The 26,718-nt window shown below is 46.7% G+C and carries 23 protein-coding genes and 2 pseudogenes; 23 read left to right on the top strand and 2 right to left on the bottom strand.

Annotated elements, in window-relative coordinates; all coding sequences use genetic code 11:
• Window positions 1-708 precede the first annotated feature (708 nt).
• The 16 genes and pseudogenes from JOD01_RS15660 (at window position 709) to JOD01_RS15590 (ending at window position 16,264) form a co-directional block, all read left to right on the top strand.
• Complete coding sequence (locus JOD01_RS15660) at window positions 709-1,599, top strand: Rpn family recombination-promoting nuclease/putative transposase (protein WP_204519245.1); 891 nt, start codon at window positions 709-711, stop codon at window positions 1,597-1,599.
• A gap of 368 nt (window positions 1,600-1,967) precedes the next feature.
• On the top strand, window positions 1,968-2,420 hold the full coding sequence (locus tag JOD01_RS15655; protein ID WP_239565492.1) for a tyrosine-type recombinase/integrase: 453 nt from the start codon (window positions 1,968-1,970) through the stop codon (window positions 2,418-2,420).
• 69 nt (window positions 2,421-2,489) lie between these two features.
• Window positions 2,490-3,023, top strand: a complete 534-nt coding sequence (locus JOD01_RS19745; protein WP_239565491.1) for a DDE-type integrase/transposase/recombinase — start codon at window positions 2,490-2,492, stop codon at window positions 3,021-3,023.
• Window positions 2,987-3,736, top strand: coding sequence for a Mu transposase domain-containing protein (locus JOD01_RS19740; protein ID WP_239565490.1), 750 nt, complete (start codon window positions 2,987-2,989; stop codon window positions 3,734-3,736). Before JOD01_RS19745 ends, JOD01_RS19740 begins: the two co-directional genes overlap by 37 nt.
• Window positions 3,733-4,498 (top strand): annotated as a pseudogene (istB, locus tag JOD01_RS20095) (IS21-like element helper ATPase IstB). Before JOD01_RS19740 ends, istB begins: the two are co-directional and overlap by 4 nt.
• Before the next feature lie 182 nt (window positions 4,499-4,680).
• Window positions 4,681-4,884: a hypothetical protein gene (locus tag JOD01_RS15640; protein WP_204519244.1), complete on the top strand. Its 204-nt coding sequence runs from the start codon at window positions 4,681-4,683 to the stop codon at window positions 4,882-4,884.
• 44 nt (window positions 4,885-4,928) lie between these two features.
• Window positions 4,929-5,573: a geobacillin-26 family protein gene (locus JOD01_RS15635; protein WP_204519243.1), complete on the top strand. Its 645-nt coding sequence runs from the start codon at window positions 4,929-4,931 to the stop codon at window positions 5,571-5,573.
• Between the two features lie 350 nt (window positions 5,574-5,923).
• Window positions 5,924-6,597 (top strand): annotated as a pseudogene (locus JOD01_RS15630) (SOS response-associated peptidase).
• A 281-nt stretch (window positions 6,598-6,878) separates the two neighbouring features.
• Window positions 6,879-7,580, top strand: coding sequence for a flagellin (locus JOD01_RS20060; protein WP_204519242.1), 702 nt, complete (start codon window positions 6,879-6,881; stop codon window positions 7,578-7,580).
• A gap of 10 nt (window positions 7,581-7,590) precedes the next feature.
• Window positions 7,591-8,139 carry a flagellin gene (locus JOD01_RS15620; protein ID WP_338028573.1) on the top strand — a complete coding sequence of 183 codons (549 nt, stop codon included), beginning with the start codon at window positions 7,591-7,593 and terminating at the stop codon, window positions 8,137-8,139.
• A 138-nt stretch (window positions 8,140-8,277) separates the two neighbouring features.
• A complete protein-coding gene (locus tag JOD01_RS15615; RefSeq protein WP_204519241.1) occupies window positions 8,278-10,272 on the top strand; it encodes a hypothetical protein in 1,995 nt (664 codons plus the stop codon).
• A 1,019-nt stretch (window positions 10,273-11,291) separates the two neighbouring features.
• Window positions 11,292-11,936, top strand: a complete 645-nt coding sequence (locus JOD01_RS15610; protein ID WP_204519240.1) for a hypothetical protein — start codon at window positions 11,292-11,294, stop codon at window positions 11,934-11,936.
• 924 nt (window positions 11,937-12,860) lie between these two features.
• Entirely contained in the window at window positions 12,861-13,496 is a 636-nt protein-coding gene (locus tag JOD01_RS15605) for a hypothetical protein (RefSeq protein WP_204519239.1), read from the top strand.
• Window positions 13,497-14,001: 505 nt separating this feature from the next.
• A complete protein-coding gene (locus JOD01_RS15600; protein WP_204519238.1) occupies window positions 14,002-14,358 on the top strand; it encodes a hypothetical protein in 357 nt (118 codons plus the stop codon).
• A 437-nt stretch (window positions 14,359-14,795) separates the two neighbouring features.
• Window positions 14,796-15,452, top strand: a complete 657-nt coding sequence (locus JOD01_RS15595) for an amino acid ABC transporter permease (RefSeq protein WP_204519237.1) — start codon at window positions 14,796-14,798, stop codon at window positions 15,450-15,452.
• Between the two features lie 44 nt (window positions 15,453-15,496).
• Entirely contained in the window at window positions 15,497-16,264 is a 768-nt protein-coding gene (locus JOD01_RS15590) for an ABC transporter substrate-binding protein (protein WP_420829094.1), read from the top strand.
• Between the two features lie 71 nt (window positions 16,265-16,335).
• Here JOD01_RS15590 and JOD01_RS15585 read toward each other — a convergent pair whose 3' ends face one another.
• A complete protein-coding gene (locus tag JOD01_RS15585; protein ID WP_204519236.1) occupies window positions 16,336-17,193 on the bottom strand; it encodes a Cof-type HAD-IIB family hydrolase in 858 nt (285 codons plus the stop codon).
• A 355-nt stretch (window positions 17,194-17,548) separates the two neighbouring features.
• Complete coding sequence (locus JOD01_RS19730; RefSeq protein ID WP_239565496.1) at window positions 17,549-17,599, bottom strand: putative holin-like toxin; 51 nt, start codon at window positions 17,597-17,599, stop codon at window positions 17,549-17,551.
• Window positions 17,600-18,123: 524 nt separating this feature from the next.
• Here JOD01_RS19730 and JOD01_RS15580 point away from each other — a divergent pair.
• The 7 genes from JOD01_RS15580 (at window position 18,124) to JOD01_RS15550 (ending at window position 26,710) form a co-directional block, all read left to right on the top strand.
• A complete protein-coding gene (locus JOD01_RS15580) occupies window positions 18,124-18,663 on the top strand; it encodes a hypothetical protein (RefSeq protein ID WP_204519235.1) in 540 nt (179 codons plus the stop codon).
• 170 nt (window positions 18,664-18,833) lie between these two features.
• Entirely contained in the window at window positions 18,834-19,964 is a 1,131-nt protein-coding gene (locus JOD01_RS15575) for a copper amine oxidase N-terminal domain-containing protein (protein WP_204519234.1), read from the top strand.
• A 187-nt stretch (window positions 19,965-20,151) separates the two neighbouring features.
• Window positions 20,152-21,309 (top strand): cation:proton antiporter, encoded by a 1,158-nt coding sequence (locus tag JOD01_RS15570; protein ID WP_204519233.1) that lies wholly within the window; start codon window positions 20,152-20,154, stop codon window positions 21,307-21,309.
• Window positions 21,310-21,422: 113 nt separating this feature from the next.
• Window positions 21,423-22,121: a DUF421 domain-containing protein gene (locus tag JOD01_RS15565; RefSeq protein WP_204519232.1), complete on the top strand. Its 699-nt coding sequence runs from the start codon at window positions 21,423-21,425 to the stop codon at window positions 22,119-22,121.
• Window positions 22,122-22,234: 113 nt separating this feature from the next.
• Window positions 22,235-23,167: an aldo/keto reductase gene (locus JOD01_RS15560; protein ID WP_204519231.1), complete on the top strand. Its 933-nt coding sequence runs from the start codon at window positions 22,235-22,237 to the stop codon at window positions 23,165-23,167.
• Between the two features lie 261 nt (window positions 23,168-23,428).
• Window positions 23,429-24,805: a copper amine oxidase N-terminal domain-containing protein gene (locus JOD01_RS15555; RefSeq protein ID WP_204519230.1), complete on the top strand. Its 1,377-nt coding sequence runs from the start codon at window positions 23,429-23,431 to the stop codon at window positions 24,803-24,805.
• A 216-nt stretch (window positions 24,806-25,021) separates the two neighbouring features.
• On the top strand, window positions 25,022-26,710 hold the full coding sequence (locus tag JOD01_RS15550) for a phospho-sugar mutase (RefSeq protein WP_204519229.1): 1,689 nt from the start codon (window positions 25,022-25,024) through the stop codon (window positions 26,708-26,710).
• The last annotated feature ends 8 nt before the right edge of the window (window positions 26,711-26,718 follow it).

The following is a 26,718-nucleotide window of genomic DNA, read 5'->3' as shown; positions in this document are numbered from 1 at the left end:
GGATGTTGGCAAGTGGTTTTTTAATTTATGCAGCCCCTACGGGTCTGCATAAATTAACTGCCATAACCTACATTTTTAGTCTGCCATAAACAGTAGCACCAGGGAGGCCGGGAAGATGGCGGCGGGTTCGTAGTAGTGAGGATGGTCTGCCGTTTGCATCCGTAGTGGTAACACAGGCGGGGAGGAGAAAACAGACCGGAGCGAAGGAACCCAGTCAGCGGATGAGAAGGATGAGAACTTACAATGGGCGTTGTTTGTTTCTCAAAAGACCAATAAGGATTGCTGGTACTTTGGTACTGGCAGTCCTGTTGGTCTTTTTCCATTTGGTGATGGAACGTAAGTTCCAATTTTTTTCAGGCAGCATAACATCAACTCGCTGAAAAACTCTACATAAGCTCACTGAAAAATCCTGTTCTGCGTAATTTGGCAATCCCTGTTGTATACCAGCCAATAAATCCACAACCTTTTCACTACAGAAACCTCGCTGAAGAATATAAAAACTGCAGTCAGAAGCCCTCTTCCCCGCCCACGTTTTCCCTTTCCCCTCACTTTTTTCCTCACGCCATCCCAGCCGTAATGACCGTAAAATCAAACATATATTATTCCCTTGATCTCGGAAAGAAAGGAGGTTCCAGTAGGAGTGTCGAACACGCATTCCAGTGGTATAATGGTAGTACAGACAACGGACGGAGAAGGGAGAGTGATGACGTGACCAAACTAATGGACTTGAAGATTGACTTCGCATTCAAACAAGTGTTTGGCAAAGCGGGAAACGAACCGATTCTCCTGGCCTTCCTGAACGCGGCACTCAAACTGCCAAAGGATGAGCGAATCGTGTCGGTGGAAATCCTCAATCCGGAAATCAATCGGGAACACATCGAGGACAAGGCATCTGTGCTGGACATCCACGCCAAGACGGAACAGGGTGAGCACGTCAACATCGAGATTCAGTTGGCAAACAAGTTCGACATGGAAAAGCGCACCCTCTACTACTGGTCACGCATCTTCTCTGCTCAGATGCAAAAGGGAATGCCGTACACGGAATTGGCAAAAACGATCACAATCAACATTCTCAATTTCCGCTTTCTGCGGGAAACTGAGCGGTTCCACACCACATTCCACCTGTACGAGGATCAGCAGCAGTTTCCGCTGACAGATGTGATGGAGATTCACTTCATGGAGATCCCGAAGCTGATGGACAAGTGGGAACAGCGGGCGGTCAATCCGCACGACAATGAGCTGGAGAGATGGCTGCTGCTTCTGGAGGCGGACGATCACGAAGAAATTCGCAAGGAATTGGAGGCGATAGCGATGCAAGATCCGGTCATGAAACGGGCGTTTGACGAATGGGAAGACCTGAGCCGTGACGAGAAGAAATGGGTCGAGTACGAGTCTCGTCGGAAGGCGATTCTGGACGAGATGGCGGCTGTCCGAGAGGCAGAAATCCGGCAGCAGAAGGCTAGAGAAGAAGGCTTGTTAGAAGGAAAGCTTTTAGTAGCAAAGGAAATGCTTGCGGAAGGAGAGAGTCCAGAACGCATTGCAAAGCTGACTAAACTCCCCTTAGAAGAAATCGAAAAACTGAAACAGGAGCTTCACTAACCGAAGCTTAAAACGACTCACAGACGACCCTGTGTCTAATTAAAGGATGCAGGGTCTTTTTGCGTTGCCAAAAACAAATAAGGAGATGAGAAGCATGTTGTTTCCGAATTTGCCGATCAAAACGGCGGGAGGCAAAGTCTTTTGGGACACCCTCGACAGGAGAAACGGGTGGAAACTGCAGCAGAACCGTCTCACCGGACATTTCCGCATTCTCGATCCCGACGACGTCAGACAGGCGTGCGTGGGGAACGGACGAGGGCGAGATGTGGCGCACGTTCCGCAACTTCGCCGGGTCAAGGAACGAGTGAAAGCATCTCGATGGCTCACAATAGCCTTCGGGATTTTTGAATCTCAGGAGGTGTTTGACAATGGACGTGATTCAGCAATTCGAACAGTACCTTGTGGAGAATGGGATCGCGCCGAAAACGATTCAATCCTACGTCGGTGATGTAAAGGCATTCGCGGAGTTCCTCGCAGCGATGGGCGTAGATCAGCCGACCGATCTGAAACGTTTCTACGTCTCCAGCTACAAGAATCACCTGACGGAAAGAAAGTACGCCGTCGCGACGATCAACAAGAAGATCAATTCTCTGCAGGCGTTCAACCTGTTCCTGATCGACCGTAAGCTGACAACAGAGCAGGTCGTCAAGCTGCGCAAAGACAGGATCAAGGTGGCCGCCGGAAGCGAGGGAGAGGTGGAGGTGTTCACGGAGCAGGAAGTAAACCAGATCCTGTTCTTTGTCCAGGACAGAGCGAGAGTCAGCCTGCGGAACCATCTCGTCGTCTGGATGCTGCTGTACACTTGTGAACATCAATTGTAAAATCCTCAATATAATCAGTTGAAAATTCCCCACTTACATCAGACAATCTCTCCGAGAGGAGAGAGAAACTTGGTCAAGAATGGGGAGTTTTTTGTGATTAAAGATATGAGACAGAAAGGAATGACGATCACACAAATCTCTAATGAATTAGGGAGAGATCGTAAAACAATCCGTAAATGGCTGATCGAACCGGAAGCAAAAAGCTATAAGAGAAAACCATCAGAGAAAACTATTTTGGAACCGTTTAAAAACTATATTCGCCAAAGAATGCAGGAAGGTTGTCTAAACGCAGTTGTTCTATTGGAAGAAATTAAGGCACAAGGATATTCTGGAGGAATCACTACTCTTCGCATGTTCATGAAACCCATACGACCTACGGTCGTCTCCAAGGCAACTGAACGTTTTGAAACCCCACCGGGAAAACAAGCTCAGGTAGACTGGGGGACATTTCGAGTGGATTGGATGGGGCAGAAAAAACGGATCTATGCTTTTGTAATGATCCTAGGATACTCCAGAATGATGTATGTGGAATTTACGGAGGATGAGAAATTGGAGACGCTAAAGGGATGCCATATCAGAGCAATGGAATACTTTGGGGAATAACGGATTCGTGTTTGTATGACAACATGAAAACAGTTGTGATCGGTCAAGATGACCGAGGGCAAGCGATCTGGAATGAACGATTTGCTCGGTTCGCTGCCCATCACGGATTTATCTTGCGGCGTTGTAAACCTTACCGTGCTCGCACGAAGGGAAAGGTCGAAAATGGAGTCGGATACATAAGAAAAAATTTCTGGCCACGGATCCAAACATTCACCGGATTGAATGACCTAAATCAGCAGGTGCGGCACTGGCTTGATACGGTAGCGAACGTACGAATTCACGGTACAACACACGAAATGCCATTGATGCGTCTCCAAAAGGAAACGTTAAAAACACCTAATCCGACTCCTTATGAATATGTAGAAAGGCATATCCGTAAGGTTTCCAATGATTCACTCGTGTCTTATCAAGGGAATCGCTACTCTGTACCTTTTCAGTACATTGGCCACCTTGTACAAGTCCAAGATGATAAAAATGGAGTGTTACGCTTTTATCACGATTACAGTCTCATTGCAGAGCATGTCAAAATAAGTGTCGCTAAGTATCAGGTGGCTCTTAATAAAAAACACTTCGAGGGGATTCGAAAAACGAACGGCCAAATGGTTCCCCAACCTATCCCCCGTCTCGTTTCCAACTCAACACCCGAAGTGATTCAGCGTTCTTTATCCGTTTATGATGCATTAACGGATGAGGAGGAGGTGAAACTTCAATGATCCTCCAAGAACGACTTAAACTCGCCTTCCAACAGTTAGGGTGGGTACGTATTCCTGACGTTCTCCACCAACATGCAGAAGAGGCTTCTAAACAAAATATATCCTATCTAGAGTTTCTAGACAAACTGTTACAGGAAGAAATCATTGCTAAAAATGATCGCTATATACGAACCCGAACACGTTTGGCTCGACTGCCGTATCATAAGACACTTTCACAGTTTGATTTCTCGTTCCAACCATCCATTGATGAAAGAAGAATACGAGACTTTGCTACGATGCAGTTTATTGAACACCGAGAAAACATTGTCCTCCTTGGACCACCTGGTGTTGGGAAGACTCATTTAGCTGTCGCTTTAGCGATGGAAGCTATTTCGAAAAGGTACACCGTATATTTTATTACGGCTCATGATTTGGTGCAAAAACCTACAAGAAGCTCATCGGACGAATACCATACGCCGGAAATTAAGTGTCTATACCAAGCCTGATTTGTTAATCATTGATGAGATAGGATACCGCAAAATGGATGAAACGGCTGCTCATTTTTTCTTCCAAATCATTGCAGAAAGGTACGAAAAAGGCTCCGTCATTCTAACATCGAATAAATCATTCGGCATGTGGGGTGAGATTTTTGGTGATTCTGTATTAGCCACAGCAATTTTAGACCGACTTTTGCATCACTCTAGTACAGTCAATATAAAGGGAGAAAGTTATCGCATTAAAGAAAAGAAGAAGGCTGGATTCTCTCAGATCAGAAATGTCTGAAGAAAAAGGAGAACCTCCAGATTAGGGACCTGTCGGTCCCCACTAATGGGGAAAGTTCAGTTGATGAATTTGGGGAATTTTAAGTTGATGTTGACATCCATGCGTGACTTATGAAAATGTTGTACGTTTTAGCCATCGTGCATTACTCTCCTTTTTAAATAATTTTAGTGGAGGAATGGTATATGGGTAATATTAATGCCGGTAAATACCGCAAAAAGCCAGTAACAATAGAAGCCTATCAAACGACTTCGGAAGTGACGATCCAGACCTTGGAAGGCTTAATGAAGGCTGAACCTGGAGACTGGATTATCACTGGAGTTGCAGGTGAGCAGTATCCTTGCAAGCCTGAAATCTTCGAGCGTACTTATGAGAAGGTTAACGACTGATACGATCTTTCTTTTCATCGGTAGAGGCGGCAAGTTGCGACCAGTTGAAATTTTCGGAAGAAATGAAACTTTCGACTCTTTGGACCATTGAATACGTCAAAGAAGACGGGAATATTGTTGAATCAAAGGTTACAACCGATAGTGAAGTTGTAATTACCCGACTTGATAAGGAAACCAACGAATTAGAAATAGACTCCAACGGGGAAAAAGTTAAGATCGATTTGGACGATTACCCCAAAAAATCAGAATCGGTTGAAATGCTAATAGAGCCAGATATTGAGAATCGTGTAGAATCATATGAGGGAGAGTATAGAATTTTCAACGATTACTATGAAAACCAAGATTTTTGGGCCCTTGAATGGGAAGGTGAAACGAAAACTACCTTTGAAAATGATAGTAATGAGGACGCTTTAGGAGATTTCGCTGAAGCGATTGATGACCTGGAAAGTCTTGAAGAAGATTTAGATAACGCAATATCTTACGGGGTACCAGGTGTTGGCTTCGCTTCTGTGATCGCAGCAATTTGCGTTAATCCGCCATTGGCATTGACTATCGGAATTATGACAGGAATTGCCGCTACATATGGTTTAACACAGACCTGCCTAAATATAATGAATGATATGATTCCTCATGAAAAGAAAGCTGCCAGAGCATTCGCCGATATTGATCCTTCAGGCCCTGCATCATAAAGTAAAGCTTAGGAAAAAAGCAATCCGTTATAATGTCTTTACGGATTGCTTTTTTAAATCATTTATCATCAGGTGAGGTGAGTCAACTTTGATAATAAATGTTTTTTTTCTACCGCTTATCGTAGGACTTCTGATGGGGATTGCTCTTGGAGTAAAAAAAATCATAAACCAAAATGATAAGCTTATCCAGTTACTTGAAGAGATAAAGAACAAAAAGTAATTTATTATCTAAGACTGGAGTTGTAATTTATTCTCAATAAGACAAGCCAATAAGACTAAAGAGGTACCCTTGTTTTCCCCCGGGGGGGGTTATTTTTTGTTCGGGTATGATGGTTATAGGAGGGTCGACGATGTGCGGACGATTTACTTGTTACCAATCCGGATAAACTAATGAGACGTTTTTTTCTGGACGAGATTCCTTTTTAACCTAAAACCACGATACAATATTGCTCCTGGTCAACTCATCCTGGCCATAATAGCCGATGGGGGGAAAAGGCGAATCGGGCAACTTCGCTGGGGTCTTGTTCCCTTTTGGGCAGAAGACGAAAAGATTGGGTACAAAATGATCAACGCCAAAGCAGAAACAATACAGGAAAACCCAGCTTTTAAAAACCTTTTTGTTCGTAAACGTTGCCTTATCCCGGCAGATGGATTTTACGAATGGAAACAGACTGAAAAGGGAAAACAACCCATGCGTATCATGATGAAAAACGGGGAATTGTTTTCTTTTGCCGGCCTGTTTGACACCTGGACAAAACCAAACGGTGAAAAGCTGCACAGTTGTACGATTATCACGACAAAACCAAACGAGATTGTTTCTGATATCCACGACCGGATGCCGGTTATCCTGAGGCAGGAGGACGAAGATCTTTGGCTCGATCGCGAGTGGTTTGACCCTGACCTGTTGGGGTCATTGCTGGTGCCTTTTGATGCTGGCCAGATGCGAGCTTATCCGGTTTCAACGATGGTGGGTAGTCCGAAAAATGACGTTCCTGAGTGCATAGAGGAGGTTTCATGGCAATAGCCAAAACCTCTTTTTTTCGTCAAAGGCTTCGACATGTTCCATTTCTTAAAATTGCATTCATAAACCATGCTTGTTTTTTATTGCAAGCAAACCATACTTAATTCCATCAAACTCCACCGTCATGCTGTTTTCTTCTGAGATACGAATGTGCGATCCAACTATTGTCATGAAAGGTGTTTGTGTGTACTCGATCTAACGTACAATGGATAATGTTTTACAATATAGGCAGTCATTGCCGATAAGAAAGGTATACGAACTATTTTTTGTAAGGATGAGCTTTCATGATTATTTCGCACAACTCGGCAGCGCTATACACTTTTAACAGACTAAGAATAAATAATAGAATGTCCGCTAACGCTATGGAAAAATTGTCCTCAGGATTGCGTATAAATAAAGCTGCTGATGATGCAGCCGGATTGGCAATCTCTGAAAAGATGAGGGCTCAAATAAGAGGATTAGAACAAGCTAGTAGAAATATACAGGACGGTATATCACTAATTCAAACTGCTGAGAGTGCTCTAGGAAGTATTCACGATAGTTTACAGCGGATGAGAGAATTGGCTGTTCAAGCAGCTAATGATACTCTTAATGCTTCAGATAGGAAATTAATTCAATCAGAAATTGAACAGATAATAAATGGGATCGATGAAATTGCTAACCATACAAATTTTAACGAAATAAAGTTGCTTAATAATAAAGAAACAAATAATGTTGGCGCCGTCGTTACCGTCACATCCCTTGGTGGAGGTAAGTCGAGAGTTGAAATCAATACGCCCTTGGGTAAAACACCAGAGGAAACGGCAGATAATTTGATTCAATCATTTGATGCAGTAAAAAATGGACTAATTGGTGATTCTGAATCAATTAGAATAGCAAGTGAGTTTGAAATACTTAAGCAAAATGCCAGTGAAGTATTAATTGGGAACATGGCTGGAAAAGGATATCTTGTAGGCACTTATAATACATTGACAAACTCAATGTAGTACTGCTTTCGTGGGTTTAGGATTTATTATTATTGGGGGCACCACATACTCAGGCTATGGTATGACTGATCAAATTACTAATTTCGATAGAATTGGGTTTGTTGATATTGGAGATTCACCAGGAGACAGTCTTGTATTTCAATTTACCGAAACAGTTATACCAAAACCTAGTTTAACTTTACAAATAGGAGCTAATGCTTCACAGACATTACCCATTGAGTTAATTGACACCACGGCAATATCATTAGGCATTAAAGATATTTCTGTTGATACTAGAAATAATGCAAAAAGTTCTATATCCAAGATTGATATTGCAATTCAAACAATTTCCTCGGGACGTTCTAAATTTGGGGCTTATCAAAATCGTTTGGAACACGCTATGAATAACGTTGGTAACTACACAGAAAACCTGATAGCATCTGAATCACGGATCAGAGATGCAGATATGGCAAAAGAGATGATGGAATTGACGAAACAAAATATCTTAGTGCAAGCATCACAGGCCATGTTAGCACAAGCAAATCAAATATCAAATGGTGTATTAGAGTTATTGAAATAGAGAAAGAGTTAGCAAGTTTAAGGTAAAAGCAGCTCAAATTAAAATAGCAGGTTGCGATAAATTAACAATAACAGCTTGCTTTTTATTGCAAGCAACTGTAAAGCTTCATTATTTTATACCCTTAAGAATCAAGGTTTATTGAGCCTTTTCATAGATGATGCGTTAAGTGCTATTAACGCTCAAGAAATCAAGGTAACTTTCAACAAGGAACTTGATAAAACAACTGCTGAAGATCCAGATAACTACACTTTGGCAGACGCTAGTCATCCAGCTGATGTTGTATTGACTGCGGATAAGAAAAGTGTCCTCTTGTCTGTAACTGCAATGGCGAATACAAATACTTACAGTGTAGATGTAACTGGAGTATTGGCAGCTGATTATGCAAAGTTGGCTGAGGATTATGAAGGTGCAACTCAAGTATTCCTTGATCAAAAAGCTCCTACACTGGTAAACGCAGAGTTCCTTAAAGGCAACCTTGTTCTAACTTTTGATGAACCAGTTGCTGAAACGATGAGTGTTAAAGTTGACGGAGTAGTTGTTGCTGACGCTGACGCTGGTACAACATCGATTGATCCAGTAGATGCTTCTGAAGATCTTGGCGATTATACGGTAACCGTAGCACTCCCAACTGCATTGCAAACGGCAGGTACTCACACTGTTACCGTATATGATGCACAGGATACAGTAGATACAGATCCAAATACTCTTTCTGTATTTACTAAAACATTCACCATTACTACTGACACTGTTGCTCCCGCTGTAGCTAGTGTAACTGCTTATACCGCTGATACTTTTAAGGTTAAGTTTAGCGAAGAATTGACTACTGACACGCAACTTTCTGATTTGATTACTGCTGGTAAAGTTGTTATTAAAAAGGGCAATCTGACTTTGCCTACAGTTACTGCGGAAAAAGATGCTACTGACAAAACCAATACTACTTACAAAATCACAGTTGCTGGGGATACTACAAACCCACTGTATGGTGATGGTGAAACTAGTGTTGCTCTCAATGTGAGCATTAAGGGTTACCAAGATAAAGCTAACCTCTTTGGTAAAGATTACTCTGGTTCTGTAACTCTGACTAAAGATGCAGGTGCTCCAAAGGTACTTTCTGCTAACTTGAACAAAGTTGTTGGTAAAACCATTACTGTTAAGTTTGATGAAGTAATTGCTGGTGCCGATGCTACAAAAGTAAAAGTGTACAAAAATGGTGTTAGCCTTCCAGTTGCTGGTGCTGCAGTAATTGATGATGCTGATGATGATACACTTCAGATCACAATTACAACAACTGATGGTTCTGATGTAGATACTGATCCAGATGATTTGACTGCAGGTACTTATAGTGTGGCTCTTGCAGCTGGAGCAGTTTGGGATGCAGATGAAAATAAAAATGCTGCAGTAACTACGTCTGCAACTTTGGATAATGCTAGTAAGTACCTCACTGGGGTTGCTATTGATAATGCTACTGAGCCAAATGTAATTTCTGTCAATTTCGGCACAGAAATGAACGATGATGCTAAAGCATTGAGCAACTACAAGTTAGATGGTGTTGAACTCCCTGCTGGTACAACTATTGATTTTGTAGGCAGCAAAAATGTAGTTAACATCTACCTGCCTGCTAACAAGTATGTAATTGATTCTCAAGCTAAGCTTTCGATTAGCACTTCTTTGAAAGCTAAAAACGGATTGGTTGTTGCTGATGGTGCGGCAACAAAAGCTTATGAGGAAATTGTTGATATTACTGACAACATTGCTCCTGAACTGAAATCCGCGAAGTTCGTCGTTGCAGATGAAGATGCTACATCTTCAAGCGCTATTGAGTTGACATTTAGCGAAGGTTTGGCTGAGCAAGATGCTGATGCAGATGGTATCCTGGACGATTACACTCTTCTTGTAGATGGTGTTAGTGTCTCTGTTGCTGGTAATAATGCAGTAACAGTAGGAGATAAAACTCTTGTAATCACTACTGCTGAAACTATTAACACTGCTCAAAAAGTAGAAGTTAAACTTGTTGCAAAAGGATCTAAAAACCAAGAAATTAATACAACTGATGATTCCGCTCTTGCAAATAAAGTTGTAGTTGGGGCACCAGTTGAGGTTTCTGGTAAAGTAGTAGCACCACAACTCCCTTAATAAAAATAACGAAACGTTACCTAATAAGTCTTAATTGACGAAATAGGTGGAGAAGCCCTTCAGCCAAAGTATTGGCTGGAGGGTCCTTTCTAACTGTTCTGTTAAACAGGCAGATGAAATCTCTGCCCTAGGCAAACAGTCAACTGTCTAGTGCCTAATCCTCCTGTGTTCGGGATCGGCTACCAATCGATCTGGGATGAAGTCAGGTGAAGTCGTAACGCTAGATGTGCGTGCGGGGCTCTTTAAAAGATGGCTATGGTTAGGATGACGAACCCATGTTGAAGCGATAGTTTGTTAGTGGCTGCTACGAAATGCTAAGCTAGGGGGTTAGCAGACATCCCTGTACTTTAAATGGTGCAGAGGGGTACAGTATAATTGGCTGTTAAACTGTATCTTCTATTATCGGAGAGTGGGAACCTAAGGTCATAAAAATGAGGGATAGACAGAGCGGAACGTTTGAAGTCTTACTAGATGAGGCTTGGTAGGGCCAGTGAGGCTAGTAAGATGGCGGCGGGTTCATAGTAGTGTGGATGGCTTGCCGTTCGTACCCGCAGTGGTAACACAGGCGGGGAGGGGAAAACTGGCCGGAACGAAGGAACCCAGTCAGCGGATAAGAGGAGTACGAGAACTTACAATGGGCGTTGTTTGTTTCTCAATTGACAAGGTATCCAATCACCAACGAGGACTGCAGAATGTACGTTTCTGCAGTCCTTTTTGGCGTTGCCTGCTTTTTACTCGCCAAGAGGGGCCAACCTTGTTGAGAGGTGGCCTTTTTTCATGCCGCTGGAATTCAGGGGATTTGGAATAAACTTCAACTGGAAGCTTTGGCGCAAACATCTTATGATATACTTTGCCCATTGTATTTTTGTGATTTTTTCTCTGTTGATGGAACGCCGTGTGCGATGAAAGTCGCCCGTACGGTGTAGGCCCGGATTGAAAGCCGCTTGTTTGTGGTATAAAGCGGGAATAGCCTTGATGCGCCTGCGATTACTGGCTATACAGTAACGCGAGGCGGCGATTTGGACAAAACCCAAATAACTTATGTAGCAGGAGGAAGTAATCACCTCGCCTATGAAGTTAGCGGAACTGCTTTTTCGACACCTGCCGTAGGAAGCGTTCCGACGGGATTAACGGATTACTCCTCCGGTACGGATATCTTTGTACCTGCTGCGAATATGCACATTGGATTGTACGAGTTGGATGCCGATGATGAAGTCGTTAAATTCCTTGATTATACGGTGCCGGCTGGTAAAATTCTTTATCAAGGTGCTATGCAGCCAGACGCAATTGCTGGTGCAACGATTGCAGAAACCTTGTTCAGCTTTGCCGAGCCGGATGACGATGTTGCCAAAGACTTTACCCAGTACTACATCGGTTTTGTGAATAACGGTGAAGGCTACGAGGAGGCTTTTGATGCTGCCTATGCAGCGGCAGGAGCAACGTTTGTTGACAAGTTGGAGTCACTGACTGCCGCAGGAAGTTTGAAAAAGATCGACGTGACTGCAGGTGATGATGGCGCTGCAACTGAAATTGGCGCTACGCTGACTAATAGTATGGATGGACTTGCGTTGGCTAGCGGTAGCACCTATGTACCGATTGTATTTACGGTTGGGACAGACGATTACGCTTGGTGCGCTCATAACAGTTCTGTAACACTTCCATAATTAGCTGGCAAACTGTACATCATGAACGTACCTGAGGAAACGTTTTAGCATTGTCCATGTCATATTTTTTAAAGGGTCTGCCTTGTCAAAGGCAGGCCCCTTTTTCATGTTTACAGTAAAACAATTAGTTGGGGTAAACTTCAACTGGAAGATTAGGTAAAGACGTATTATAATTTACATTGCCCATTGTACGTTTGTAATTTTTATCTTTGTTGACGGAACGCCGTGTGCGATGAAAGTCGCCCGCACGGTGTAGGCTCGTTTTGAGAGTCCTCTTGGATAAAAGACGAGAATAGCGCACCAACGACTATTAGTGATTTAACCTACAATCAACAAAATCTAGTTGGAACCGAAGTAACTCTTTACTATACTCCTCTAAATAATCTCCAACAAACAATGTTGCAATCAGTTGATGGAGGTACAAATTGGAGTGAAGCAAGTGTTGTATCCTCACAGCCTGAGAATGGATATAGGAAGACAGTAATTGCTACGACAGCAGGGACTAATTACAAGTTTAAGGTAGAAATCAAGGATAACGATCATTTGATAGGTTATTCAAATACTGTGGATTGTAATCCTGAGGATGCTTCGTAAACTACCAGAAATACGCTCAAAATTTTTTCGAAAAGGTCTGCCTTGTCAAAGGCAGGCTTTTTTCACGTTCACAAGAAAACAATTAGTTGGGCTAAACTCCAACTGGAAGATTAGGTAAAGACGTATTATAATTTACATTGCCCATTGTATTTTTGTAACTTTTTGCTTGTTGACGGAACGCCGTGTGCGATGAAAGTCGCTCGCACGGTGTAGGCTCGGAATAATTGCCCGACAAGCAAAACAGGGAACAAAGCCGAGAATAGCGATCATGCAGCACCAAACGGACTTAGCGCCGGGTTGACAGGGGGTCAGAAGCTGGGGAGTACATCCGTGGCTTCACTAACGCTCACCGATGATGATGCGGGAAGCGAGGGAGTGGATCATTACAAAGTCTTTGTTTCCGTGAATACGATGCCGGGAACCGACCCTGCGGCGGATTCTTATCAAACGGTGTCCTCTGCGGGAACACAAGACATTGACTTGGCCAGCCTTGTGAACGGACCGGTTGTACCGTCGGATGGCGATAGTGTTATCTTTACAGTAGTGGCTTTTGACGCGGCCCATAACGCATCCAGCCCAAGCGGTAACGACAGTACGATGGTTACTTGGGACCAACAAGGGCCTAATCAACCGACTGGTCTTACTTTTGTGGATAATCCGGACTCGAATACGATGTCGTACTATTGGGACGATCAGAGCGGTGATCCGGATTTGGATCACTTCGAGGCCTACTACAATAAAGACACAGAACCAACGACCACTGAGTATGGTTACCACTCCACCTATACGAAAACGTATAGAGGCAACAATTTGATCCGGGGTACAGGAAAAATCCTGGACGTTCTTGGTGTGGAAGATGGAGACACCGTGTTTATAAAGGTATATGCGGTGGATAAGTTTGGCAATTGGTCGGAAGCTGCCACAGTCAGCGCGGTGTATTCTTTAAGCAATACCACGAACAATTAACATTCGTTGGGATTTTTGGCAAGTCTCCATTTTGTGGACAGGAAAGAAGCATCCTAGGCTGCTAGGCCGCAAGCTGGCGTCGAAATTCCATCGGCGTCAGCTTTTTTCTGTTAAGCTGAGCAATTGTGCAAACGGTTGACGCAATATTTGCAATTCCGTTTCGTTTTTTGCTTGCCATTATGGTAAAATATGACTGCCCATTGTAAGTTTTATCCTTTTTATTTGTTGACGGAACGCCGTGTGCGCTGAAAGGCGCCCGCGCGGTGTAGGCTCGCTGCGAAAGCCCTGAGATGATGAGAGGGCATAAGCCGAGAATAGCGATCCAGGCGCAATGAATCCGCCAACCGCTTCAGGTGTTAGCGATAATGGCCTATATCGTTCCGATGTAACGATTACCTTTGCTTCGACTGTGACGGCTACCCTGGATGGAATTGTGTTTAGCTCGGGGGGAGTGGTCTCAGCGGAAGGGGATCATAGTCTTGTTTTGACCAACAGGAGCAACGGGATGACGACCACAATTAACTTTACAATTGACAAGAGCGGACCGACAGCCACTGTGGAAAGCAGCTCGGCAACTGTCCTGGAATTTGCCATCGGCGAAGATTTGTATTTGGGAAGCGGCGATAGCAAAAGCCCAATCAACACCGGTTTTGATATGAAATCGCATTTGTTGTATTCAGCCGGCGTCACGATTGACACTGCGGAATATGACGGAAATGAAGATAAAGTGGTTGTCACGTTGTCTGCTCCGGCGCCAACTGATGCAACGATTACCTTCAACAAAGGAAACAAATGTGACGCCGCGGGCAATCCGATGGCCGCTGATGTTGTCGCCACGTTTGACGGCAACGATTGGAACTGATAGCAGTTTTTTTCGACGAAGAGGGTCTTCCTCATCCGGGGAGGCCCTTTTCTTTCTGTCGATCGGGAAATGCGCCATTAACGGGAGGCAATTTCCGAAACAGCCTCGACCGCCGCTTACTTCTTCAGCCATTCTTTTACGGTTAAATAGAATGTTGCAGGAATCATCCGTAAAATACCGATTTACTCGGTAATACCGCAGGTGATAGAATAGATAAACTTGTAAAAAAATAAGGGAGAATCAAATGAAAAGTCTGCAAACCCCCCCTTTCCAGTTGGAAAGGGGTTTTTTGTGCCAATCCTTAACCGCTTTGTATAAAAATCTGTTGAATGAATCGGTGCGAGTGGAATATTTTTTGTCCGCTTTGTACAATTACATAGTTCGAATATTCTGTTAATATCAGACGTATAAAAACCTTTGCACAGGAGCGACTTGGAATGAATCAGTTTCTGGAAAGCTTGATTGGCACGTTCTTCGGGTTTCTCAAGGCGACTGGGGTGACACTGGAGATTACGATCGCTTCCCTTGTCCTTGCTCTTTTCATTGGACTTGTTTTTGCTTTTATGAAGTTGTCGGACAAACGCTGGTTGCGATGGGTTGCCAATGCGTATATCGGGTTGATCCGGGGGACTCCGCTGATTGTGCAGATTATGTGGCTTTATTTTGGAATCACCCACTTGATCGTCCTGTCCAAGTTTTGGGCAGGAGTATTGGCGCTTGCCATTCATAGCGGTGCGTACATTGCGGAAATTTTCCGCGGAGCGATTCAGTCGATTGACAAAGGGCAGATGGAAGCGGCCCGATCGCTGGGGATGTCCCGCGGACTGGCCATGCGAATCGTTGTTTTGCCGCAAGCATTCAAACGGGCCGTTCCGCCGCTTGGCAATCAGTTTATTATCGGTCTGAAAGACTCTTCTCTGGTTGCGTTTATCGGCGTGGCTGAACTTTTTAGCGTATCGATGAGCGAAGCGGCGGCGACTTTTCGTCAACTGGAATTTTACTCGATCGCTGGTCTGTACTACCTGGTGCTGATTCTGGTTTTCAGCCTGCTGCTGTCCCGTTTGGAAAAACGTTTGGATCAAGGGGGAAGATGACAAAACTTTCCGCAGGAAACGCGTGAGAATAAGGGGGAGATTCTATCGTGAAAGCAGTGCGATCTTTTTTCTGGTCTGGTTTGCTCCTGGTCGGTCTGGTTGTTTCCGGGTGCGGGAGCACAGCATCGGTTGACAGCCAAGGGGACTTCACTTTTGCGATGAGCGGGCTGTATCCGCCTTTCAACTATCAGGAAAATGGCGAGCTTGTCGGCTTCGATGTGGAGATTGGCAATGCCTTGGCGAAAAAGATGGGGATGAATCCGAAGCCGGTGACCAATCCTTGGCAAACGATCTTGGCTGCCCTTAACACAGACAAGTTTCAAGCCATTATCGGAAGCATGGCGATTACCGACGAGCGGAAAAAAGAAGTGGACTTTTCGGAGCCTTATTACGAATCCGGCGCGCAAATTTTTGTAGCCAAAGGCCAGACGGCGATTTCCTCGACGGATGATTTGCAAGGCAAAAAAATTGGCGTGGTTGTTTCCAGCACATTTGAAGCAGTCGCCAAAAAATACTCGGATCAGGTGCAAACCTATGACAGCGATGTTACAGCTTTGCAGGATTTGCTCGTTCCCGGGCGACTCGATGCCGTGATTACGGACGAACTGGTTGGCAAATATGCCATTACCAAAAACAAGCTGGCCATTCAACCGGTAGGCGAACCGCTCTATCTTGATCAAATGGGGATTCCGGTGAAAAAGGGCAATGCAGCGTTGCTCAACAAAATCAACAAAGCGTTGCAAGAAATCAAGGAAGATGGCACCTACGCCGAGATCAGCAAGAAGTACTTCGGGGAAAATATCGCGGAGTAAGCGCTCAGCATCCAAAAGGGGAGCAGCTGTAAGACAGGCTGCCCCCTTGTTTGCTCAGAGGCCGAACCGGTTTATTTGTTCAAGATGTATTTCCTCAACCCATAGGCGACGCCGTCTTCCCCGCAACTGAGCGTCGTATAAGTGCAGTGCTGTTTGATTTCGGCGGCGGCATTTCCCATGGCGATACTTGTGCCGGCTGCCTGAAACATGGACAGGTCATTGTAGTTGTCCCCGATGGCGACCGTTTCCGCCGGCGAGATGTGCAGCAAGCGAGCCAGGTGGACCAACGCGTTTCCTTTGCTCGCCGCGGGATGAGCGATTTCCAGTTTCGTCCAACCGGATGTGGTGAGGGAGATGTCGGTGCGCTCTTCGAGTTTTTGGCGCATCGTCTGCAGTTTGCGCCGGTCAAACGAAAAGGCGAAAATTTTGTAGATGCCGCTATCAGCCAACTGCTTGTCGCGTATCTCTGCTACCCACTGGATGCCGTACTGTGCGAACTGGATGTTGCATTGCTCCAACGCCCACTCCCGCGGAAACGAGTCGTCCCGCTCAGCGAGTTTGCCGATTTCATCCCGCAATTGCGCCTTTCCGTCCTGTTGAATGACGATATGCTCGTTTGTGTAAAGCTCGGCGTAGATGTCTTCTTGAAACAGCATGGTTAAAATTTCGCTGACCACATCGGCTGGCAACGTTTTTTTCTCGATAAGCTTGCCGCCGTGAAAGGTGACTGCTCCGTTCCCGGCCATGATGGGACAGTCCAGCCCGCTTTGCTGCAGGATATGTTGCGCATCCTGCAGTGCTCTTCCGGTACAGATTGCGACGATATGCCCCAACCGCTGTGCTTCAACGATCGCCTCGCGATTGGTTTGGCTGATTGTCCCGTTTTCGGAAAGCAAAGTTCCATCCAGGTCAATTGCGATCAGTTTCATCTTTTTTCCCCCATCCCCGTATCCCTCTGTTATTTTTAATGGCAGCGCGACGCTGACAGCTTCGCTAAGTATACCAGTTGGCCCATGATGATGCCACGGCAGTGCCGAACAGGCAAATCGCCGCAAAAATTCGCACGGCAATCATTTTGCTTTGCCGCACTCTTGTGGTAAGATAGGCTGTAAAGAGGCCATCTTTGCTTGGCCGTCGTGTGTATTTCCGGATGCCGACTGCGTACACTAAAAAAGACCGCAGGTGTTGCAGCACCTGCGGCTGTACAATAGAGCTTCCCCTCAGGGGGCGGCTCATGGAATAGCAGCGAATAGACCGCCTGGCTTCCCCAAGCTCAAGGGCGGTCTATTTCTGTTTGAGGTAAGTCAGCAAAGCCAGGATGAACATGCCAAACATGAACATCAAAGACAGCGCTTCATATACCTGCACAGCATCACCCCCTTTCGGCAGGGGATGAGCCGACCACCCTTGAGAAGCCGTGCTCTATTGTACATGGAAAATTATAACATGACGCCGAGGGATAAAAAAACCCTCAGCCTGAAGCGGCTGAGGTCTTCGTACGGGGTAGTACGTAGAAAGATATGTTACGTGAATAAACAAAGTATAATAGATATTTATATCCTTGACTAGAAGTACATATAGGTATTTGTGCCTAGTCTTGGAATAAAAAAAGAACGTCCGACTTTTGTTGCTGTTCAGTCGCACGTCGCAATCCCCAAGTTTGTTTATCCTAGACGTAATGGATTACATTACAATTATCGGTGCCATTTTCTCCTTTCTTCAGTCGCAAATTATGGAAATTTATTCGTGAGCTATTTTGCGGACGCACTGACATTTTGCTGACACATACCTGCTGTACGCTTATGAATGCGAGGAGGAAGACCCTTCCATACATATGTCACGAAAGGCAGGAAACATGAATGAAATCGATGTCCAAATGGATGTTGCTGACATCTTCAGCGGCAGCTGTGCTGGCCCTGACCGGCTGTGGCCAGGCGCAAACCGATACAACCACACAAACGCAGGCGCAAGCTCACACAAACGCGTCCGATACCGCCAAGACAGGTCAAACCAATCAAGGCGATCCGGCACAGCAACCCGGCGCAATGAAAGGGGCGCGCATGGATCAAACGCAGATCATGGAGCTGGTCGCCCAGTATGCCCCCGAGTTGACGGAGCGTTTTAACCAGGCATTTGCAAAGCGGGAAGCGAACAAGCCGGAGATGCCGGCCGATGCCAAGCTAGGCGATGGATCGCAGCAAGGAACACCGCCGCAGCAAAACGGAACACCGCCAAAAGGCGGGAGACAGGGGCACGCCAATCTGAATCAGCAGTTACAGGAAGCAGTAGCGGCAAAAGATCAAGCGAGCATAAAAGAGCTGCTGACGCAATTGCTGGAACAGATGGAAAACATGCCGCAAAAACCGCAAGACAGCCAACAACAATCCAGTGCGTCGTAAGGGACAAACTGCCTATGCTTGCAAAAGCAGGTTCAGGTTGCCGGAGTCAATTCCGGCAGCCTTTTTCATTTGAGTTTGCTCCATAAGTACCATTTACAGATTTGGCGGAAGTTTAGTAATTTGGTAATTGTATGAAAATTGAAACGGTTGTAAAAGGGGAGCGGAGTCATATGAAAATAAGCCCTACAATGAGATGGCTTGCTGCGGTCACTGTTTCAGCTGCTGTGGGATTGGGGGCGGTTTATTCTCCGCCAGCGGCCTGGGCAGCATCGGGAAACAAGCAAGTGGTGCAGCAGATCAAATCGACGTATGACGCTTTTAAGGAGAAGGAAAAAGCGGAGTATCAAACGTTGAAGGATCAGGCGGGGGCGGATTATCAGCAGCTCAAGGAATTGGCGCAAGCGGACTATACGCAGCTGAAGAAGCTTGCCGAACAAGATTACGCCACGCTGAAAAAGCAATACAGCAGCAAACAGTTGGATGCGTATTACGGACAGATCAATCGATTGGGGCAGGCGGTTGATCGCTATTACGGGCAAATAAACAGGCTTGGTCAGTCGCTTGATGCGTACTATGGCGAAGTTTTCCGTCTGGGAAATGCACTGGATCGCTACTATGGGCAAGTTTACCGTTTGGGCGGTCTGCTGGATCGATACTACGGGCAAGTGTATCGCCTGGGCGGCAAATTGAATCAGTATGAACGAACCGGCGGCAGCGCATCAGCCATTCGCCAGGAATTTGCACAGCTGCACGCGGAGATTTCCGGAAATCTGGAACAGTTCAAACAAGAGACGCGCGCTCAACTGCTCAAGCGGAGAGCGGCCACGATTCAAACCGTGTGCGCGACCAAACAACAGACGATCGCGGCATTGAATCAAACGAGGAAAAAACTGGTCGGGCAAGCAAAAAGCTACGGCAGCTTCGAAATCGACAGCGTTTGCCAACCGGCGATCAAATTCGTAGTCAATGGCGTGGAGCAAAAGCTGAACCCTGCCTCCGCCCCGGTTGCGGATGATTTTCTCGTGCCGGTTTTTCCGGTATTGGATTTGCTCGGAGCCAACTATGCCATTGCTTCCGACGGCCAAACGATCAGGATTGCCAAAGGCAGCGCAAATTTGCAGCTGACAGCCAACAGCGCCGCTGCCACCATCAACGGAGCTGCCAAGCAAATCCTCGCCCCGCCACGCTGGAAGGGAGATACCTATTTGATCCCGATTCGGCTGGTCGGGCAAGCTCTCGGGGCAAGCGTCACCTGGCAGGATGCGACCAAAACGATTACCATTGTCACCGGCAAGCCATAATCCGGTTGTTTTCTGTCGCTTGATCTGTTACCATATTCATAATTGCTTATATGAATCTGTTTGGGGGAGACTGTCACCAAGGGCTTCCTCTGTCCGTTTGAAGGAGCCTGTGGTTGCGGGCTCCTTTTATTTTTTGCCAAAATTTGAAAACAGATGGGAATACTAGAGGGAAAAGGAGAGATGCCGCATGTTGATCTTACAACTGGCCGTTATTTTGTTGGCCTCGAAAATTGCCGGTGAGATAAGTGCCAGACTCGGTCAGCCCTCGGTTTTGGGGAAACTGTTGGTTGGGATTGTTTTGGGCCCAAGTGTACTGGGACTTGTGACAGACACCGAGATTCTCGGTGAACTCAGCCAGATCGGTGTGATTTTACTGATGTTTATCGCCGGCTTGGAAACCGATGTCGATGAATTTAAACGGACTGGCAAGGCATCTGTCTATGTGGGGATCGCTGGCATTATCGTACCGCTTTCTTTGGGGTATCTGGCCGCATTGATGATGGGTCTGCCGCCGCTGGAGTCGATTTTCCTGGGATTGCTGCTCTCGGCAACCAGCGTCAGCATTTCGGTGCAAGCTTTAAAAGAGCTGGGTAATTTGCGATCGCGGGAAGGGACGACGATCCTGGGAGCGGCAGTCATTGATGATGTGTTGGTGATCATTGCTCTGGCATTTGTCATGAGTCTGGCCGGGGGCGAAGTCCATCTCGGGATGATTGTTTTGAAAAAAGTCATCTTTTTTGCAGTGGCTCTCTTGATCGGATGGAAGGTTGTTCCTTGGGTGCTGAAACGATTTGCCCCACTGCAGGTTTCCGAGGCGGTGATTTCAGCGGCGTTGATTATCTGTTTTCTATTTGCATACCTGGCGGAGTATGCAGGTGTAGCGGCAATTATTGGCGCTTACATCGCTGGTGTCGCTATCAGCCTTACCAACTACAGGCATGAAGTATTTGAAAAAGTGGAGACGATCAGCTATTCGATTTTTGTTCCGGTATTTTTTACCTCGATTGGCGTCAGTGCGGAATTTGCCGGGATCGGTGAGCATGTCTTCCTGATCATCTGGTTGAGTCTTTTGGCGATTTTAAGCAAGCTGATTGGAGCTGGGCTCGGCTCAAGATTGGCCGGATTTGCTTGGCGCAGCTCCTGGGGCATCGGGGCGGCGATGGTATCCAGAGGGGAAGTTGCTTTGATCATTGCCGCCATCGGCACACAAAGCAATTTGTTGTCGGAGGAACTGTTTGCTGTCATGGTCGTAGTGGTTCTGGTTACGACCATTGTCACTCCACCGATGATGAAATGGTTTTTCCGAAAAAGCGGCGAGCGGGAGGCGGCGGCAGCGACAAAGTAGGAGGCGCAGGCTGGGATAATCTCCGGCCTGTGATTTTACTGACGATAAACATTCATAAATGTCCTGCTGATCGATCATCATACTAGCAACTGCCAATGAAAGGAATGGTTGGAATGTCTGCGTGGGAAATGGTGTTGCGGACAGTCGTTGCATTTGTGGTTTTATATGTCTGGGCCAGAATCCTGGGGAAAAAGTTGATTTCCCAGATGACTTTCTTTGATTTTGTCGCGGGCATTACCATCGGTACGCTGACAGGCAGCGTCATTTTTACGTCCACTATTCCCTTGTGGGTTGGACTGCTTGGGTTATCTGTCTTTGCGTTGTTGTGTCTGCTCACAGGAATCTTGTCGTTGAAAAGCTATCGGTGGAGAGGTGTGCTAAATGGCAAGCCCTCGTTGATCATTAAAGACGGGAAGATACAGGAACAGGCTTTGAGCAAAAACCGTTTGACCATAGATGACGTATTGTTTCTGTTGCGGGAGAAAAATGTCTTTTACCTCGATGAGGTGGAACTGGCTTATTTTGAGACAAACGGTCAATTGTCGGTTTTAAAGAAGCCGGATATAATGCCGGTCACGCGCAAAGATATGAAATTCCACCGTTCCTCGCGCGGTTTGCCCCATAACCTGGTCATAGACGGCAAAATTATTGCGGAGAATTTGCAAGCCATTCATAAGGACGAAAAGTGGCTGCTGTCGATTTTGCGGGCACAGGGGGTATCTGACATCAGTGAGGTCGTGTTTGCGCAAATGGATGATGGGAATTCGCTGTACTTTGATTTGCGGGATGACCGTTCTCCCAGGTTACATTGACGGCATTTGCGCGGCGGTGTCGGCGAAACTGCACTTCGAAGCATTTTTCTCTCCGCTGAAAACGGGACGGTTTGGTATAATGGATACAAATGGAAAAAAGGAGCTGAAGCTGGATGGAGAAGAAAACGCGTCTAGGCAAAACAGATTTGTATGTCAACAGAATCGGACTGGGCACCAATGCGGTAGGCGGTCACAATATTTACCCCAATTTGAGCGAAGAGACCGGCAAAGAAGTGGTTCGGACAGCGTTGGATCATGGGATCAACTTTTTGGATACGGCGTTCATCTATGGACCCGAGCGTTCCGAGCAATTGATCGGGGAAGTAATCAAGGAAAAGGGCAATCGGGATCAGGTGATCATTGCCACGAAAGGGGCTCACAAGTTTGTTGACGGGAAGGTCGTGTTTGACAATTCTCCGGCATTTTTGAAGGCTTGTGTGGAAGACAGTCTGAAACGCTTGCAAACCGATTACATAGACTTGTTTTATATTCACTTTCCCGATGAAAACACACCGAAGGACGAGGCGGTCGGTGCCCTGAAGGAATTAAAGGATCAAGGGAAAATCAGGGCAATCGGGGTATCCAACTTCAGCATGGAACAGTTGAAAGAAGCCAATAAAGACGGGTATGTGGATGTATTGCAAGCGGAATACAATTTGTTGAAACGGGAAGCGGAGAAAGAGTTGCTGCCGTATACGGCTGAACAGCAAATCTCATTTGTCCCTTATTTCCCGCTTGCAGCCGGCTTGCTGGCAGGGAAATATACGAAAGAGACGAAGTTCAACGATGGCCGCGCCAAAAATCCGCTGTTCCAAGGCGAAGAATTTGAACGAAACTTGGCCAAAGTGGAACAACTGCGCGAGATTGCCGCTGCGAAACAGGCGGAAGTGGCCCACGTCGTGTTGGCCTGGTACTTGACCCGCGACTCGATCGACGCGTTGATCCCCGGCGCCAAACAACCGGAACAGGTGGTAAACAATCTGAAAACATTAGAAGTCGACTTGACGCCGGCTGAGATTGAGCAAATCAGCAAAATTTTTCAATAAAGCTTCTGGATGCAAACGGGTGAGGTTCGCAGAGAGCCTGCACCCGTTTTTGTTTCCAATATATGTTTAGTTAAAATTTTTAATAAATATCTAAAATGGAGACTTCGTTATGTCGATTTAGGTAATAGCGTTACTTGGTTTTCATTGTGTTGCCGAGCTAACAAATTTAAAAATCATGAAAATTTTTATGGTTCTTTCTGCAACCTTTTTAACCGGTAGTGCCGTCGATAATGTGCTTACATACCTAAGGAGGAAGACAACATGAAAAAAATGATTTCTGCATCAATGGCAGCATTGCTCGTTGTTTCCGCCGTTCCGGCAGCTTTCGCAAAAGTCAGCGTTGAGGCTGGCGCCAAAGTTACGGTGGCGAAAGCGGATAAGGGGAAAGGCGGCAGCGACAAAGGCAACAGCGGCAGCGACAAAGGCAACAGCGGCAGCGACAAAGGCAACAGCGGCAGCGACAAAGGCAACAGCGGCAGCGACAAAGGCAATAGCGGCAGCGACAAGGATAAGAAGGGCAGCGAAACAACAGAGCAGGCTTCCCCAACAGACTCTGTTGACGAAACTGATGCAGCGGAGACCGACACGGAAGCCGCTGAGGAGACGGATGCTGCGGACGAGACGGACGTTGCGGATGAAGCCGATGCGATCAGCGACCAAGAAGAAGCGACGATTTCCAGTAAAGTAAAAGAAGCGGTCAAAACGAAAAAAAGTTTGATCGAACTGCGACAGCAATTGAAAAAAGCGAAGCAGGTGACGCCTGAACTGCAAGCGACTTACGAACAATTGGTCGACTCATTGGAGCAAACCGCCGATCTGCCGCAAGCGCTTGAGGTACAAAAGGAACTTTTGGTGAAAACGTATCAGGCCAGTGCTGCTTCCTCTACCGAAGCAACCGCGGAAGTCGGCGAGGAAGCAGATACAGCGGAATTGTATGAGAAGCTGGGCGAATTGTACGAAAAAGCCGGTGTTGAAGGCATCAAAACTTTTGTCAATGGACAAGAGCCGCAATTTGATGTGAAACCTTTTGTTCAGGGGGGCCGAGCGATGGTTCCGGTCCGGGCGATCAGTGCAGCGTTGAAGGCAGATGTCCAATACGCGGCCGACACACGCACAGCCGTGATTAGCCGGGGCGATGTGGAAATAACGCTTTATCTGGACAAAAGTGAAGCGGAAGTCAATGGCCAAACGGTTGCGCTGGACACAAAACCGGTTGTTAAAAACGGCCGTCTCTTCCTCCCGCTGCGTTTTATCAGCGAGCAGTTGAACGCAAAGGTGGCGTATCAACCGGAAGGTGACGTGATCGTCATTGAAGACCCTTCTGCAGAAGATGCCGAACAGACAGGGGATGACGCAGCAGAAACCGGGACAGGCTCCGACGCGGATACGGCTGCTGACAACGCGGATACAACCGATACAGCTGATGCAGAGGCCGCAAGCGAGGAAAATTCGGAAACGGCAGAAGCTGATGCTGAAACCGCTGCAGATACCGTAGATGAAGCGACGGAAACAGATGCAACCGCCGCGGATGAAACGGTAACGCCGCCAGCATCCGCTGAACCGGCCGCTGACTCCGATTCCGAGACAGCGGACACAGCGGATACGCAAAACAACACCGAGCCGACAGCGGCCAACTAACCGCTCAGTTTCAAGGCCGGGTGGGAGAAATTGATATTGAAGAATTAGGCAAAAACACCGATATAATGAATAATCCGTTCGTTCATTTTCTGAACCCTTGGTCAATAGAGGCCAAGGGATTTTTTGTTTGAATATATTTCCTGCGTGTGGTTAATTAAGATTGTGAGCTTTTATCGAAAACGTTTTCATATAAAACAGTGGGGTGGAGATCGGAACATGGATGCTCATCTGACAGCGTATCAACGTTGGGCTAGCTTTGAACAAATCGATCCGGATTTGAAGGCCGAATTGCGGACGATCACGGACGAAAGAGAGATCGAAGACAGATTTTATCGGCATCTGGAGTTTGGCACGGCCGGCATGCGCGGGATCATTGGCGCCGGAACCAACCGCATGAACCTCTATACCGTCCGCCGGGCCACCGAGGGTCTTGCCCGGTATATCCGAAGTCAAAACAAGCGGGAAAAAGGAGTGGTGATCGCCTATGATTCCCGTCACATGTCCCGTCAGTTTGCCGAGGCGGCCTGCGGTGTCTTGGCCGCGCACGGGATCAAAAGCTGGCTGTTTGCCGAGCTTCGTCCGACCCCGATGCTGTCTTTCGCGGTCAGACATTTGCATGCGGCAGCCGGCATCATGATTACGGCCAGCCACAATCCTCCCGCTTACAATGGCTATAAAGTTTACGGCGAGGACGGAGGACAAATCTCGTCTTCGACGGCGGCGCAAATCTTGCAACAAATCGCCGCGGTCGAAGATGAACTGCGCGTCCCGTTTCTCTCCTATGCAGAAGGGGAAAATCAAGGATTGATTGAGCAGTTGGGAGAAGAAATCGATCAAGTTTATGTAAAGCAGGTGCTGTCGCTTTCGCGAAATCCGGAAAAGGTTCGGCAAATGGCTGATCACATGCAAATCGTGTATACGCCTTTGCATGGAACAGGGAATAAGCCGGTCCGTCGGGTATTGGCTGAATTGGGCTTTTCCCAAGTAGCCGTCGTTCCTGAACAGGAACTGCCCGACCCCAATTTTTCGACGGTCACCTCGCCCAATCCGGAGGAACATCAGGCGTTTGTTATGGCGCTCGAGCTGGCTCGCCAATCGAATGCCGATCTGGTGCTGGGCACAGATCCCGATGCCGATCGGGTAGGGATGGTTGTCCGGACCGCACAGGGAGATTATCAGATTTTGAACGGCAACCAAACCGGCGCGCTGCTGCTCGCTTATTTGCTGGAGCATGCTGCGGCCACCGGAAGCTTGCCGGAAAATGGAGTCATCCTCAAAACGATCGTTACCTCCGATCTTGGGCGAGCGATCGCAGCCTCTTACGGGGTCGAAACGGTGGAAACGTTGACCGGATTTAAATATATCGCCGAGAAAATCGCAAACTATGAACAGACGGGAGAACGGCAATTCCTGTTTGGCTATGAAGAAAGTTACGGCTATTTGATTGGCACGTTTGTCCGTGACAAGGATGCCGTGCAGGCCGCGCTGCTGCTTTGCGAAATGGCCGCTTATTACAAGAGCAAGGGCAAGCGGCTGGATCAGGTTTTGCAGGCGCTTTATCAGCAGTTTGGCTATTTTGTCGACGATCTGCTGTCCTTTACCTTTAAAGGAAAAGAAGGTCAGCAACAAATGGCCAAGCTGATGACAAGACTGCGGCAGGAGCCGTTGACCCGGATTGCCGGTTATCCAGTCGTATCCGTTCTGGATTATGCGCAAGGGCGTGACGGTTTGCCGCCGTCCGATGTGCTGAAGTTCATTCTTGAGGATGGCAGTTGGCTGGCCATTCGTCCTTCCGGTACCGAGCCAAAGATCAAATTTTACTTGAGTTCGCTTGCGCAAGAGGAGGACCGGGCGCACGAAAAATTGCAGCAGATGAAGCGTTTTGCTTTGGAACTGGTCGAGTGAATCGGTTT

The sequence above is a fragment of the Brevibacillus fulvus genome (assembly GCF_016908525.1).
Lineage (GTDB): Bacteria > Bacillota > Bacilli > Brevibacillales > Brevibacillaceae > Brevibacillus_G > Brevibacillus_G fulvus.
This window is presented reverse-complemented; position numbering and strand designations above follow the sequence as displayed.